This window comes from Mucilaginibacter sp. (assembly GCF_036568825.1).
Lineage (GTDB): Bacteria > Bacteroidota > Bacteroidia > Sphingobacteriales > Sphingobacteriaceae > Mucilaginibacter.
In genome coordinates this window covers 1-14425 of sequence record NZ_DATCRU010000094.1, presented here as the reverse complement: position 1 = coordinate 14425, position 14425 = coordinate 1, and the positions used below count along the sequence as shown (strand labels likewise).

The window sequence follows — 14425 nt, the reverse complement described above, 5'->3', positions numbered from 1 at the left end:
ATTAAAAGGTGATGCTTGCTCCTGCCAGGAATGTTTTCGAGCTTGGATAAGCGCCAAAGTCGATGCCTTGCAGCAGGTTGTTCTGACCGAAGGTGTTTACCTCCGGGTCATAGCCCTTGTAATGGGTTAATGTGAGTAGGTTTTGCGCCGAAACATATATCCTGATCTGTTTGGCCAATATTTTATGCGCCACAGCAGGACTGAAATTGTAGCCCAGTGAAATATTCTTCAGGCGCAGGTAAGAACCATCTTCCATATATCGGTCAATAACCTGTGCCACGGGGCTGTAGCTTGCGCGCGGTATGGTATTGCTGGGATTAGCCGGTGTCCACCGGTCAAGTAAAGAAGATGATGCATTCTGGCCAAGATTAGTCAGTTCAAGCTCCTCCCGCAGCAGGTTATATATCTTATTGCCATAAGATCCCTGGAAGAAAACATACAGATCGAACCGCTTATAATTGAATGTATTGGAAAAGCTATACAGGAATTTAGGCTGAACACTGCCCAGGTTGGTCTTATCATTTGCATCGATCACACCGTCGTGATTAATATCAACATATTTCCTGTCACCGGCCTGTTCCTTTCCCAGCAAAGGTGTTTGGCTAAGGTTATCGCCTGATTGGATGATCCCGTTCGTCTTGTAGCCCCATATCGTTCCCAACGGCGAACCAACTTTTACCACAACCGGCGAAAGTTTATAGATCAGGTCGCTATAGGCATCGGCTACCTGGGCATAAAACATTTGCTGACCGCCCAGGTCAAGCACGGTGTTGCGGTTGAAAGATATTGTTGCCGATGTCTTCCATTTGAAATTATCAGACCGGATATTATCGGTATTTACAGCAAACTCAAGCCCTTTGTTCGATACGCTGCCAATGTTCTCCAACTCAGAGGCAAAACCGGATGTTAACTGCACCGGCACGTTGATAAGCAGGTTAGTGGTCTTCTTATAATAAGCGTCTGCTGTAAAATTCACCCTGCCGTCCCATAACCCCAGATCAACCCCGAGATCATACTGTGCTGTCTTCTCCCATTTCAGGTTGGCATTACCCAGGTTGTTTGGCGCAAAGCCCGTCGCTACAGTATTATTAAAAAAATAATTAGTTGGCGATAGCGTTACCAGCGACTGATATTCGCCTATTTCCTGGTTACCTGTCGTCCCGGCACTCAGGCGCAGGTTAAGACTCGATATTGTATTGACATTTTTGAGAAAGTCTTCATCCTTTGCATTCCACGAAAAACCAGCTGATGGGAAATAACCCCACTTATTATCAGCGCCAAACCTTGATGAACCATCCGCTCTGCCGGTTACGGTAAAATTGTAACGGCCGAGGTAAGAATAGTTGATCCTCGCCAGCCACGAATTCAGTGTCCAGCTATATTGTCCAGATGTTGGGATCAATGGCACCGAACCGCCTTGTAAACTATTATAGCCTGAGAGATTAGATATAAAGTTTTCGGAGCCCGAAGTATTAAATACACCGGTAGAGGTTTGAGTTGTATAACCTGCTAAAATGGTAAAAGAATGTTTATCGAATGTTTTACTATAGGTTAGCGTATTTTCATTCACCCAGGTTGTAACCTTATTGGCACCTATGCTTGCCAGCCCGTTCGTAGCATAACCCGAAGAGGAATTGCTGGGGTTGAACTGGTTTTGACGTGTATTAATCACATCTCCCCCAATGCTCACTTTGGCTTTCAGGCCTGGGACGATCTCATATTCGCCATAAAAATCGCCCAAAGCACGAAATGCATCTGTTTGGTTCACGTTAACCAGCAAGTCATTGATCGGGTTGCCTGGCGTAGCCGCAAAAGGATTGTTCAGGTTATAAGAACCGTCGGCATTTTTGATAGCAACTGTCGGTGGCACATAAAGTATCGAAGAAATATTTGTTCCGGCATTACCATATTGGTTGGATTGTGTGGTCGTAGCATTCAAACCGATCTTAAACTGATCAGAAAGATTGCGCGTATAATTTGCACGTACCGATATCCGCTTAAAACCTGTATTTAACAGGATACCTTCCTGGTTAAAATAATTCCCGGAAATAGCATAAGTAGATTTTTCATCCCCACCAGAAACTGTAAGGTTGTGACTTTGCACCGGTGCCTTGCGGAAGGCTGCGCTTTGCCAGTCGGCCCCCTGACCAAAAGAGTTTACCTGGTCGGCAGTATAATAAGGTGGCAAGTTCTGACTGGCCTCAATATCGTTGGTCAGCTGGGCGAACTGTGTCCCATCCAAAAGCGATAATTTTTTCCTGATCTGCTGTTGTCCCGCATAGACGCTGTAGTTTACATCGTCGTGGCCGCGCTTGCCTTTTTTTGTGGTGATAATTACTACCCCATTGGCGCCACGTGAACCGTAAATTGCTGTGGCAGAAGCATCTTTCAGTACTTCTATCGATTCAATATCGGACGGATTTATTGTTGACAGCGCATTTAAGCCCTGGGCACTGCTGTTAGGATTTACACTTCCCTGGGTACTGGTGTTATCATTATAAAATGGCAATCCATCGATCACATATAAAGGCTCATTGCCTGCGGTGATCGAATTGCCGCCCCTGATCCTTACTGTCGCTGAAGCGCCAGGCTGCCCGGAACTTTGCGTAAGCTGCACGCCCGATGCCGAACCCTCCAGCAAATTATCAACCGACGAAACCGGCTGGTTCAGGTTTTCTTTAGGGACAGTCGCTATAGAACCGGTAAGCTCCTTTTTTTTCTGCGTGCCATAGCCTACAATAACCACATCGTTTAATTGCGCCTGGTTCTCTTTCAATAGGATCTCAACCGGACTGCCTGTTGCTGTTAATTGCTTTGGCAGGTATCCCACAAAAGTTATCACCAGGATATATGGGAAACGCTGCCCGGTAACAAAGCTGAATTCGCCCTTTTGATCGGTTGCAACAGCATGTGTAGTGCCCTGTATCCTGATGACAGCCCCGGCAATGGGCTGCTTTGTGACCGAATCGAGCACCTTGCCAATAAGCCGTGAATTGACAGTGGCGTCGGTTGGGTTTTGTGCCCGGGCATTAAAAGGAAGAAGTAGTAAGAGCGTTAATTTTAATAGGGCATGCCGAAGTCGTATTTTCTTTTCATGGACATATAATTCCATATCTTTAACTGTTTTATGTTAATGATTAATTGTTAGTAAAACTTGGTGATGATCAGTAGTGATTGGCGTTACGACCTGATCATTCATGACATGACCGGCAAGGCTTCCTTGCCGGTTTATTTATTTCTGGTACAGTCTATTTCATACGCATTTTGATAACTATTGCAACTAAGAAAATTTGGGTAAAGCATTGATAAGGTGCAGACATGGAAACAAATTCAGCAACAACACATGCATAGAGAATACACGCTGAAATGGCTGGCCGATCTTTTGACGAATTGTAAAAATGTTTTCATGGTCTCGTTTCCGGGTCAAATATAAAAAGATATTTTATATAAACTACTAAATAGGTAGATTTTATAGTTTATTTAGAAAAAGCAATAAAAAAAACCGAACTCCCATATGCAGATTTTATGGTACGAATTTCAAACCAATTCATTTGCGGTTGTCAATGAGTTGCTCATTTATAATTTGCGACAACAAAGGTTGATTGATCCCTTTATCAACATTCATCAACTATAACGATGAAGTAAATATTATAACCTCAAAACTTGAATCGATAAACCTTCAACGATACTTTTGGAGCTCACTAAATTATAAACGGCACGTTAATACGGCCTTCAAATCCCTGCTTTCGAGAGGCAAATGAGTCAAGAAAAGATCAATAAAAGTTATTCTGGTTCTGTATTAAATTTTGGAGAGTTATTGTTCAGGATAAGCCTCGACCGTGAAAAGCGTTGGCTAAAGGAAAATAATGTACCTTTTTATATCGGGGGTGCAGAGCTGAATGTAGCTACTGCCCTGGCTTTGTGGGGAATACCAACTCAATACTTTACAGCTCTGCCTGACAATGACATGTCGGCGCAGATCACATCCTTTCTGAATGACAACGGCATAAGCACTCTCCATACCTATTATTATGGGAGCCGCGTAGGATTATACTTTTTAACCAAAGGCGCCGATCTTAAAAATAATTCGCTGATCTATGATCGTGCCGGTTCAGCATTTTCGGAGCTCAAACCGGGGATGATCGACTGGGATCAAGTGCTCGACGGTGTAAGTTGGTTTAATTTTAGCGCGATTTGTCCTGCCGTTAACCAAAACATAGCTGATGTTTGCGAAGAGGCACTTATTGCTGCATCACGCAAAAACATCACCATTTCCATCGACCTTAACTATCGCGCGAAACTATGGCAATATGGTAAACAACCGCATGAGGTAGTGCCGCAATTAGTTAAATATTGCGACCTGGTTATGGGCAATATTTGGGCTGCTGAAAAAATGCTGGATATACCCTTTACATTAAATCCATACCCGGATGTATCAAAAAACGACTATTTGGAGGCAAGTTTAAAGACTTCGCAAAAGATCGTTGAAAAATATCCCAAATGTAAAGCCGTTGCTAATACCTTCAGGTTTGATGTCAACGGAGGCATTAATTACTATACCTCGTTGTATACAGATGGGCAACAGTACAACTCGGCTGAGTACTCATCTGATACTATCGTTAACAAGGTGGGCAGCGGCGATTGTTTTATGGCAGGTTTGATCTATGGTTTTTATAATCAACACACTCCTGACCAAACACTTGAATTTGCCACATTGAGCGCCTTTGATAAATTATTTATTGAGGGCGACACCACCAATAAAACTGTAGAAGAAATCAAAAATCGTTTGAATGAATCAGCGTCAGCTTGACATACTAAATAGCATTACAACCCAGGGGTTGCTTCCCTTGTTTTTCCATGCAGATGCGGAAATAAGCCTACAGGCAAGCAGATCGTTATATAAGGCAGGCATCAGGGTGCTGGAATATACCAACCGGGGTCCATCGGCCCTTGAAAACTTTAAACAACTGGTAAAAGTAAGGCAACAGGAAATGCCTGATCTGTTCCTGGGTATCGGTACAATAAAAACGGTAGTCGAGGCTGCCGATTTTATTAATGCCGGCGCGGATTTTATCATCGCCCCTATTGTCGATCCGGAAGTTGCGCAGTTGGCTGCAAAGCACGAACTGTTATGGTGTCCCGGCTGTATGACGCCGACCGAGATCAGCCTTGCGCAAAAAAATGGTGCCAAACTGATCAAGCTATTTCCGGCAAATGTTTTAGGGCCTGGTTTTTTAAATGCTGTGAAAGAAGTATTTCCGGGACAATTATTTATGCCGACAGGTGGTGTCGAATTGAATCATGATAACATCAGCACCTGGTTTAAGGCAGGCGTTTGCGCCATTGGCCTGGGAAGCAAATTAATTACGCACGAGGTTTTAGAAAAGCAGTTGTTCGACCAATTATATATTGATACGCAAAAGGCGCTGGATATTGTCAAGGCAGCCAGATAAACAGAAACAGATGATAACATACGAGGAAAGAGTTGGAAATTATAGATGGGTAATTGCTACACTGCTGCTGTTTTCGACCACCATTAACTATATGGACCGCCAGGTGATCAGCTACGTAAAAGATTACTTTTGCACACCTGTAGCCAAAGGCGGTTTTGGTTGGACGGATAACCAATATTCTTACATCACTTCTTTCTTTACTGCCTTTTATGCAGGGATAACCGTTATCGCTGGTCTTGTTATTGACAGAATCGGTACTAAACTTGGGCTTGCCATTTCGCTAATTACCTGGTCTGTATTCGGTATTCTCAATGCCTTTGCGGGCAGCTCTGTTATAATGCATACCGCAGTGAGAAGTCTGTTTGGCATCGGCGAAGCCGGAAATTTTCCGGCTTCAATTAAAGCGATTGCCGAATGGTTCCCCAAGAAAGAGCGGGCGCTGGCGACTGGTATTTTCAATAGCGGTGCCAATATCGGGGCTATGATTGCCGCCCTGTTTGTGCCCTGGTGCCTGATACATTGGGGTGAGGCCCAGGGTTGGAAAATGGCCTACATCATAACCGGTTCAGTGGGTTTTATATGGCTGATCTTTTGGTTTTGGCTATATAATAGTCCATCCCAATGCAAGTTTGTTTCCAAAAAAGAGTATGACTTTATTCATGAAGATGACCTGGCGGCGCACGTTGCTCCATCCGAAGATGTGGCGGTACGTGAAAAAGTATCGTGGTGGAAGCTATTCCGATATCCGCAAACCTGGGCATTTTTCTGGGGCAAATTCATGACCGACGGCATCTGGTGGTTTCTCCTGTTCTGGCTGCCCGACTACCTGAAAAAGCAATTTGGTATGAATATCCACCAGATCATGTGGCCAACTTTCGTTGTATATGCTATTTCGATAGTGGGCAGCACATACGGCGGCAATCTGCCCCGCATGATGATCAACCGTGGCATGCCGGTATCCAAAGCCCGGATGACTGCCATGTTCATTATCGCCCTCCTCCCCTTGCTGTTACTTTTAACCCAATATTTTGGTAATAAAGCTGTATTTGGCAATTATGCATCAACCCTGGCAATAGCTATGATTTGTATCGGTGCTGCAGCTCATCAGGCTTGGTCGGCCAACCTTTTCACAACCGTATCCGACATGTTCCCGAAAAAAGCAATCGGTTCGGTAACTGGTATTGGCGGTATGGCCGGCGGTATTGGCGGCGTAATCATCCAAAGGTTATCCGGCATACTCAATACCTCTTACAGTTCGCACCCTCAAACAGCCTATCTTATTATGTTTGTTGTGTGTGCCCTGGCTTATATCACTGCGTGGACAATCATCAGGATTTTAACCCGCAAACCGACGACCATCGACGTGTAACGATTCCGAACTATTGCGTATAAGCAATTTTGATAACCAGCTTCTTAACCTGATCATAGCCGTCAACTTTAATATTCGGCCTATGCACATCCGCCGGGAAGAATAAAAAGAACTCTTTGGGTGTTGCTATGTAATACGTTCCATCGGAAGAGTAATGGGCTACATCTTTCGCCTCATTGTAAGGCTCCGTAACGGTAGCTTTGGAAAGAGGCACTACGCCTATTTTCTCTTCGCCATTTATAACGTATTGCAGGTCGATGTATTTGCGATGCGATTCCCATTTAGAAGCCTCAAATGTTTTGGACGGTGCGTAGGTAATGCTTGCATAAGCATTTTTGCCGTCTATGGGGTATTTGCCAGGAGCCAGTGTAGCCAATTTGCTGCTATCGCCGAGAAATTTAAAGACTTTATCCCAGGTAGCCTTGTTGGTTTCATATTGCTTTTTAAATTCCACCGCGTCCACTTCAGGATATATATTGATCTTTAAACCATCGGCCCATGTCTTACTTTTCACCCATTTGTTTGCGTTTTTACTGTTTTTGTTGGTTTGAGCTTTGGCCAAATTGCCTGTAAAAATTGCTGCAAATGCCATACATATTAGAATTACCCTGGATATTTTCATGCTGAATTGTTTAAATCGTTAACCAATTATACAAGCTACCAACAGAAAAACACCCGTTATAAAGCCGATTATTTACTTTAACGTTGAAGTAGAAATATGAACCCATAGCTTTATCATTATACCTCAACATTGTAGAATTGCACATTAATAGTCATTAAAAACATACGCCATTGAAAGTAATACATAGTGTGCATTCTGAGGATTTCAAAACTTATCAGACCGACTTGATCCGCGAACGCTTTCTAATAGACAACCAGGTACAACCAGATCAGTTAAATTGCGTTTACACGCACTACGACAGGATGATCGTCGGTTTTGCCAATCCCGTAAATAAGGAACTTGAGCTACCCAATTATGATAACCTGAGGGCCAATTACTTTTTAGAACGCAGGGAAATAGGAATAATAAACGTTGGCGGGGCAGGTTCTGTAATTGCTGACGGCAAATCTTTCAACCTGAACAAACTCGATTGCCTTTATATAGGCAATGGAACAAATAGTGTGAGCTTTGTAAGTATTGACGCAAAAAAACCGGCAGTATTTTACCTGCTATCATCCCCGGCACATGCAACACATTCCACTACCCTGTTAACGCACGCAGATGCTGTTAAAGTAACCTTAGGCTCGGCAGCAACGGCCAATCATCGTACGATCAATAAGTATATTCACTTAGAAGGTATTAAGAGCTGCCAGTTGGTAATGGGACTTACGATTTTACACGAGGGGAGCGTTTGGAACACGATGCCGCCGCATGTGCATGACCGCCGTATGGAGGCTTACTTCTATTTCGATGTGCCACAGGGTCAAAAAATATTTCATTTCATGGGCGAGGGTAACGAAACAAGGCATATTACGATGAATAACTATGACGCCGTGATTTCGCCGCCTTGGAGTATCCATTCGGGTTGTGGCACATCAAACTATGGCTTTATATGGGGTATGGCAGGCGAGAATCTCGATTATACCGATATGGACGCTATCAGTATTCCGGATATCAGATAATACTATCAGCATTTACTTATATCGGTTACGGCTTTCCTTTACGCGAAGCATAGCACCGTTTTGCTGTCAGGGTTAATTTTATTACATTTAATTTTTATGTTTACCGGCATGATATTACCAACTACAACCGTTGGTATTGTGTAAAGAGAATTGAATACGATAAAATGAATTTTGAGGCAGTTACCATTAAAGATATAGCGAGAGAGTTGGGTATATCCGCTTCGGCAGTTTCCAAAGCACTGAAAGATAGCTACGAGATTAGTGAGAAAACCAAAAAAGCTGTACTCGAATGTGCTAAAAGATTGAACTACCGTCCCAACCCTATGGCTCAAAGCCTCAAACGCGGCAACAGCAAATCGTTGGGTATTGTCATTTCAAACATTGATAATAACTTCTTCGCACAGGTGATCAATGGAATGGAGTCCGTCGCTTACAGTAAAAACTATAACGTGATCATGACTCAAACCCATGAGTCGTACGACCTGGAAGTTTCAAATGTAGAGCATCTTGCCGTCAGGGCAATTGATGGCCTCCTAATCTCATTATCCAATGAAACCAAAGATCTTGGTCATCTCAAAAAATTGCATGACAAGGGATTGCCCATTGTATTCTTCGACCGTGTGACAGACGATATTGAAACGCACAAAGTTATTGCTGACAACTTTAAGGGCGCTTATGAAGCGACCAATAGTTTGATAGAAGCCGGTTACAGTAAAATAGCACATATTACCAGTTCACCTCACGTATCAATTACAGATGATCGCCTGAATGGGTTTAGACTGGCTATGAGTGAGAATAACATCCCTGTAAATGAACAGTATGTAAAATATTGTCTCCACGGCGGACGGGATTTGAGTGAAATTGAAAAAGCATTGACCGAGTTGCTTTGCTCGCCTGACAGGCCTGATGCTTTGTTTACTGCGGCGGATAGGATAACTACCACCACATTAATATTGCTGCATAAGCTTGGTTTTAAGATTCCGCAGGATATTGCGCTGCTGGGGTTCACCAATACCGGGCTTGCTGAGGTATTAAATCCGTCCTTAAGCTCTGTTTATCAGCCCGCTTTTGAAATGGGTAAAAAGGCAACCGAAATGCTTATCAGCCTGATAGAAAGCAAACGACCGGTTACCGAGTTTGAAAAGGTTGTACTCCCGACAGAAGTTATCATCAGGAACTCATCAAAACCAATACTCATTCACAAGTAACTTCTCAGGAATACTTTACTGTAACGTTTGAGTAAATAATAATCGCCCGATCGTTGGTAGGTGTCTGTTAGCGGATTACATTTGGCGCGCAGATCATTTTCTGTGAAACTATCATGAAGCCTTTTTTAGATGAGAATTTTTTACTGCAAAGTAAAACAGCTGAACGTTTGTACCATGAATATGCTGCCGGCATGCCTATCATCGACTACCATTGTCACCTTGATCCGGCCCAGATAGCTGCTAATATAAACTTCACTAATCTTACCGATATCTGGCTGAGAGGCGATCATTATAAATGGCGCGCCATGCGCACAAATGGCGTTGACGAACAATATATCACCGGCTCAAAAAGCGATTGGGAAAAATTTGAAAGCTGGGCAGCTACGGTGCCTTATACCCTTCGCAATCCATTATACCACTGGACACACCTGGAACTACAGCGCTACTTTGGTGTGCATGAAATATTATCAACCAAAACAGCTAAGGCGATCTATGATGAGTGCACCCAGAAATTGCAGACTCCCGAATACAGCGTTCAAAACATCATCAAAAGGATGAACGTTGAGGTGATCTGCACCACCGATGACCCAATTGATAATTTAGAGCATCATCAAAAAATAAAACAAAGCGGATGGAGTGTGAAGGTATACCCTGCTTTCCGGCCTGATAAGGCGATGAATGCGGATGATATAAATGGGCTGAATAATTACATTGCCAAACTTGAAGCCGTTACGGACACAGCTATAAACGACTACAGCGACTACCTCGCTGCGTTGAAAAAACGCCATGATTACTTTGCAGCAAACGACTGTGTGGTATCCGATCATGGGTTGGAGCAAATGTATGCCGAAGACTATACTGATGCAGAAATCGCTGCGATCTTCAAAAAAATCCGTGCAGGTCAATCATTGCAAGTTATTGAGATATTGAAGTTCAAATCGGCGATGTTGTATGAATTTGCTGTATGGGATCACGAAAAGAACTGGACACAGCAATACCACCTGGGCGCTTTACGAAATAATAACTCGCGGGCATATAAAGAGATTGGGCCAGATACAGGTTATGATTCTATCGGCGATTTTTCGCAGGCACAAGCCCTCTCTCGTTTCTTAAACAAACTGGACAGCACCAATCAATTAGCTAAAACCATTATTTATAACCTTAATCCGGGCGATAATGAGCTGTTTGCCACAATGACCGGCAATTTTAATGACGGCACTGTTGCAGGCAAAATTCAATTCGGCTCGGCATGGTGGTTCCTTGACCAAAAGGACGGCATGACCAAACAATTGAATGCACTTTCAAGCATGGGCCTCGTAAGCAAGCTGGTAGGTATGCTTACCGATTCGCGCAGCTTTTTGTCGTATCCGCGACATGAATATTTCCGCCGCCTGTTATGTAACCTCTTTGCCGAAGATATCGAAAATGGTGAATTACCATCCGATATTGAATGGACCGGCAAAATCATACAGGACATTTGTTATTACAACGCCCGTAACTACTTCAAATTCTAAAACCGGCCGGTTTTCATCAATACTATTCCCTGTTACTAAAAACACTCCAACGTTGGAGTGTTTTTAGTTTGTTGTTTCCTTTCTTATTAGTACTCAGTGAGTAATTTTGTTGATTGTCAATTTGACATTATTACCAATTAAGGTTTTATAACCATCTGCGAATTAAGAATGCTCATTACAAGAAGATGCTTTTGGATTATCACCTGCTTTTTGGCGGGATGGCTTAGTGCTTCGGCACAAACACAGCCCTACTCATGGCAACATTTACCGCAAGTGGCAAGGCCTCATTTCAAAAAAGACACTTTTAATATCATTAACTACGGCGCCAGGGCTGATGGTATCACCCTCAATACCAAAAGTATAAACAAAACAATTGATGAGTGCAGCGCAAAAGGCGGTGGCGTAGTACTGGTGCCGCAAGGGCTTTGGCTTACCGGTCCCATCGTTTTAAAGAGCAATGTCAATTTACATATCAGCCGGGCTGCGTTGTTACAATTTACAGATGATAAAAGCCAATATCCGCTGATCGAGGGAAATTATGAGGGGCACGCGGCAGTTCGCAACCAGTCGCCTATTTCTGGTAGCAATCTCGAAAATATTGGCATTACCGGCGAAGGCATCATAGATGGTCATGGCGAGGCGTGGCGAGCTATATCAAAAGAACGACTAACCAACCCTGAATGGGAAGCGCTTGTGGCGTCGGGAGGTATAGTTAGCGAAAACGGGAAAGCGTGGTATCCTTCTCAAAGCTATGTTAACGGATTAAAGACACCTGACGCCGGTATAATAACTCCCGGGAAAAGCCTAAAAGATTATGAGTTGATGAAGGATTTCTTCCGTCCGAATCTGTTGGTGCTTACTAATTGTAAAAAGGTCTTGTTACAGGATGTTACTTTCCAGAATTCACCTGCATGGTGCCTGCACACGCTGATATGCCAGGATCTTACCTTGCAAAATGTCCGAGTACGAAATCCATGGAACGCACAGAATGGTGATGGCATCGATGTTGAGTCCTGTAAAAATGTATTGATAGAAGGCAGCACTTTTGACGCCGGTGACGATGGTATTTGTATCAAATCGGGACGCGATGAAGAAGGACGCCGCAGAGGAATGCCAACAGAGAATGTAGTTGTCAGAAATGATGTGGTCTATCGTGCACATGGCGGCTTTGTGATCGGCAGCGAAATGTCGGGCGGAGCGCGGAATATATTTGTGTCCGATTGCACTTTTATAGGTACCGATGTCGGTCTGCGGTTCAAAACAACCCGAGGGCGCGGAGGAATCGTTGAAAAGATCTATATCAAAAACATCAGCATGAGGGATATCAGAACCAATGCTATACTTTTTGATATGTATTATATGGGCAAATCTCCGGGTGACGATGATACCAACGGTGATGCCAATCGCATCCCTGTAACTGAAGCGACACCACAGTTCAGAGATTTTTATGTAGACAATGTAGTTTGCAACGGTGCCGAAAAAGCATTACAGATCAGAGGCCTGCCGGAAATGCACATTAAAAACATCCACCTGGAAAACCTGGTGTTAAAAACGAATAAAGGCGTTGAGATAACAGAGGCTACTGGTATCTCACTGAAAAATATTTACCTGGATTGTAAGGATTCTTCTCCCCTAGTTAGTATAAAGAATAGCAGCGAGGTCTCATTCGATCATCTGACCTACGCCAAGGCACAACTATTGTTTTCTGTGGAAGGTAAGAGCTCATCGGAATTAAAAGTTACCCATACCGATCCTACAAAAGCCGCAACTCAAACTGCATTCGGCAAAGGCGCCGACAGCCATTCGCTCACGATAATTAAATAGTGCAGGATGAAAAAGTTAGTCGTGTTGATCGTAAGCCTCTTTGTAGCTGCTTCGCTGATGGCTCAGTCCACAACATATCCAACGCACTTTACTGTTGCACAGGATGGCAGCGGTGATTTTAAAACCATTCAGGAAGCGGTAAATGCTGTTCGCGATCTGTCTCAGGCGCAGGTTACTATCAATATTAAAAAAGGTATTTATCACGAAAAGCTGGTCATCCCTTCTTGGAAAACGAAGATTTCGTTAGTTGGCGAAGATAAATCGACTACGATCATTACCAATAACGACTATTCCGGCAAGTCCGTTCCGCAGGGAAAAGATGCTTTCGGCAAAAATAAATTTACTACCTACACCTCATACACGGTTTTGGTACAGGGAAATGATTTTATTGCGGAGAATCTTACGATAGAAAACTCATCCGGGCGTGTTGGCCAGGCTGTAGCCTTGCATGTCGAGGGCGACAGGTGTAAAATAAGCAACTGCCTTTTGCTTGGTAACCAGGACACCTTATATGCTGCAACTGAAAACAGCCGTCAATACTACAAGAACTGCTTTATACAAGGAACCACCGATTTTATTTTTGGTGAGGCCACAGCAGCATTTGATCACTGCACCATAAAAAGTCTTTCCAATTCCTTTGTCACTGCTGCATCCACTACCCCGCGCCAGCAGTATGGTTTTGTATTTCTTGACTGCAAGCTGGTTGCGGATACAAGCGTCAAAAAAGCGCATCTCGGAAGGCCCTGGCGTCCTAATGCTAAAGTGGTTTATATCCGCACTGAAATGGGATCACACATTGTACCTACGGCCTGGGACAACTGGCGGAATCCCGAAAACGAGAAAACCGCATTTTTTGCTGAATACCAAAGCAGCGGGCCAGGTGCTAACGTTTCGGGCCGGGCGCCATGGTCGCATCAGCTAACTGGGAAAGAAGCAGAACAATACACACTTAAGAATATACTTTCCGGTAAGGATGGCTGGGATCCGCAATAAAACATGATTTACTTTTTAAAACAGATATGAGACTATCAACAGGTAATTTAAAAAACATAAATGTACCCGGTTTGCAAAAGCCCGGTATGGAAATTTTTGAGCTCCCCACAAAAGTACTGCAGTTTGGTACGGGTGTATTATTAAGGGGGCTTCCCGATTATTTTATCGATAAGGCAAACCGCCAGGGCATTTTCAACGGTCGTGTTGTTGTTGTAAAATCCACCGACACCGGTTCTGCCGATGATTTTGCCAAGCAGGACGGACTTTATACCATCTACTCAAAAGGTATCGAAAATGGCAAGGAAGTAAGCGAGCAGGTTATTTGCTCGTCCATTAGTTGGGTGTTGTCTGCTGCAAAAGATTGGGCGGCTATCCTGAAGCTGGCAACAAGTCCCGATTTGCAAATAATCATTTCTAATACCACTGAAGTAGGTATTCAAT

The 14425-nt window shown here is 43.6% G+C and carries 10 protein-coding genes and 1 pseudogene; 9 read left to right on the top strand and 2 right to left on the bottom strand.

What is annotated here, in order from left to right; all coding sequences use genetic code 11:
• Position 1 precedes the first annotated feature (1 nt).
• Positions 2 to 3112 carry a SusC/RagA family TonB-linked outer membrane protein gene (locus tag VIM89_RS20660; RefSeq protein WP_488158080.1) on the bottom strand — a complete coding sequence of 1037 codons (3111 nt, stop codon included), beginning with the start codon at positions 3110 to 3112 and terminating at the stop codon, positions 2 to 4.
• 645 nt (positions 3113 to 3757) lie between these two features.
• Between VIM89_RS20660 and VIM89_RS20655 the strand changes: the two genes are divergently transcribed.
• The 3 genes from VIM89_RS20655 to VIM89_RS20645 are packed head-to-tail and all read left to right on the top strand — an operon-like array spanning position 3758 to position 6822.
• Positions 3758 to 4810 carry a PfkB family carbohydrate kinase gene (locus tag VIM89_RS20655; protein ID WP_488158079.1) on the top strand — a complete coding sequence of 351 codons (1053 nt, stop codon included), beginning with the start codon at positions 3758 to 3760 and terminating at the stop codon, positions 4808 to 4810.
• Positions 4791 to 5453: a beta/alpha barrel domain-containing protein gene (locus VIM89_RS20650; RefSeq protein ID WP_488158078.1), complete on the top strand. Its 663-nt coding sequence runs from the start codon at positions 4791 to 4793 to the stop codon at positions 5451 to 5453. Before VIM89_RS20655 ends, VIM89_RS20650 begins: the two co-directional genes overlap by 20 nt.
• A gap of 10 nt (positions 5454 to 5463) precedes the next feature.
• Complete coding sequence (locus VIM89_RS20645; RefSeq protein ID WP_488158077.1) at positions 5464 to 6822, top strand: MFS transporter; 1359 nt, start codon at positions 5464 to 5466, stop codon at positions 6820 to 6822.
• Between the two features lie 10 nt (positions 6823 to 6832).
• On the opposite strand, the gene VIM89_RS20640 is transcribed toward VIM89_RS20645, so the two are convergent.
• A complete protein-coding gene (locus tag VIM89_RS20640) occupies positions 6833 to 7414 on the bottom strand; it encodes a NanQ anomerase/TabA/YiaL family protein (protein ID WP_488158076.1) in 582 nt (193 codons plus the stop codon).
• A 200-nt stretch (positions 7415 to 7614) separates the two neighbouring features.
• Between VIM89_RS20640 and kduI the strand changes: the two genes are divergently transcribed.
• The 6 genes and pseudogenes from kduI to VIM89_RS20610 all read left to right on the top strand — a co-directional run.
• Positions 7615 to 8445 carry a 5-dehydro-4-deoxy-D-glucuronate isomerase gene (gene kduI / locus VIM89_RS20635; protein ID WP_488158075.1) on the top strand — a complete coding sequence of 277 codons (831 nt, stop codon included), beginning with the start codon at positions 7615 to 7617 and terminating at the stop codon, positions 8443 to 8445.
• A gap of 164 nt (positions 8446 to 8609) precedes the next feature.
• Positions 8610 to 9653, top strand: a complete 1044-nt coding sequence (locus tag VIM89_RS20630; RefSeq protein WP_488158074.1) for a LacI family DNA-binding transcriptional regulator — start codon at positions 8610 to 8612, stop codon at positions 9651 to 9653.
• A 113-nt stretch (positions 9654 to 9766) separates the two neighbouring features.
• Entirely contained in the window at positions 9767 to 11167 is a 1401-nt protein-coding gene (gene uxaC / locus VIM89_RS20625) for a glucuronate isomerase (protein ID WP_488158073.1), read from the top strand.
• Between the two features lie 168 nt (positions 11168 to 11335).
• Entirely contained in the window at positions 11336 to 12991 is a 1656-nt protein-coding gene (locus VIM89_RS20620; protein WP_488158072.1) for a glycoside hydrolase family 28 protein, read from the top strand.
• Positions 12992 to 12997: 6 nt separating this feature from the next.
• Complete coding sequence (locus VIM89_RS20615) at positions 12998 to 13984, top strand: pectinesterase family protein (RefSeq protein ID WP_488158071.1); 987 nt, start codon at positions 12998 to 13000, stop codon at positions 13982 to 13984.
• 26 nt (positions 13985 to 14010) lie between these two features.
• Positions 14011 to 14425: pseudogene (locus VIM89_RS20610) on the top strand (tagaturonate reductase); the annotation flags it as partial.

Bases quoted from the DNA above. Each gene is read 5' to 3' on its own strand.
- VIM89_RS20630 (WP_488158074.1), top strand. From the start codon at position 8,610: ATGAATTTTGAGGCAGTTACCATTAAAGATATAGCGAGAGAGTTGGGT.
- VIM89_RS20660 (WP_488158080.1), bottom strand. From the start codon at position 3,112: ATGGAATTATATGTCCATGAAAAGAAAATACGACTTCGGCATGCCCTA.
- VIM89_RS20615 (WP_488158071.1), top strand. From the start codon at position 12,998: ATGAAAAAGTTAGTCGTGTTGATCGTAAGCCTCTTTGTAGCTGCTTCG.
- uxaC (WP_488158073.1), top strand. From the start codon at position 9,767: ATGAAGCCTTTTTTAGATGAGAATTTTTTACTGCAAAGTAAAACAGCT.
- VIM89_RS20650 (WP_488158078.1), top strand. From the start codon at position 4,791: ATGAATCAGCGTCAGCTTGACATACTAAATAGCATTACAACCCAGGGG.
- VIM89_RS20640 (WP_488158076.1), bottom strand. From the start codon at position 7,414: ATGGCATTTGCAGCAATTTTTACAGGCAATTTGGCCAAAGCTCAAACC.
- VIM89_RS20655 (WP_488158079.1), top strand. From the start codon at position 3,758: ATGAGTCAAGAAAAGATCAATAAAAGTTATTCTGGTTCTGTATTAAAT.
- VIM89_RS20645 (WP_488158077.1), top strand. From the start codon at position 5,464: ATGATAACATACGAGGAAAGAGTTGGAAATTATAGATGGGTAATTGCT.
- VIM89_RS20620 (WP_488158072.1), top strand. From the start codon at position 11,336: ATGCTCATTACAAGAAGATGCTTTTGGATTATCACCTGCTTTTTGGCG.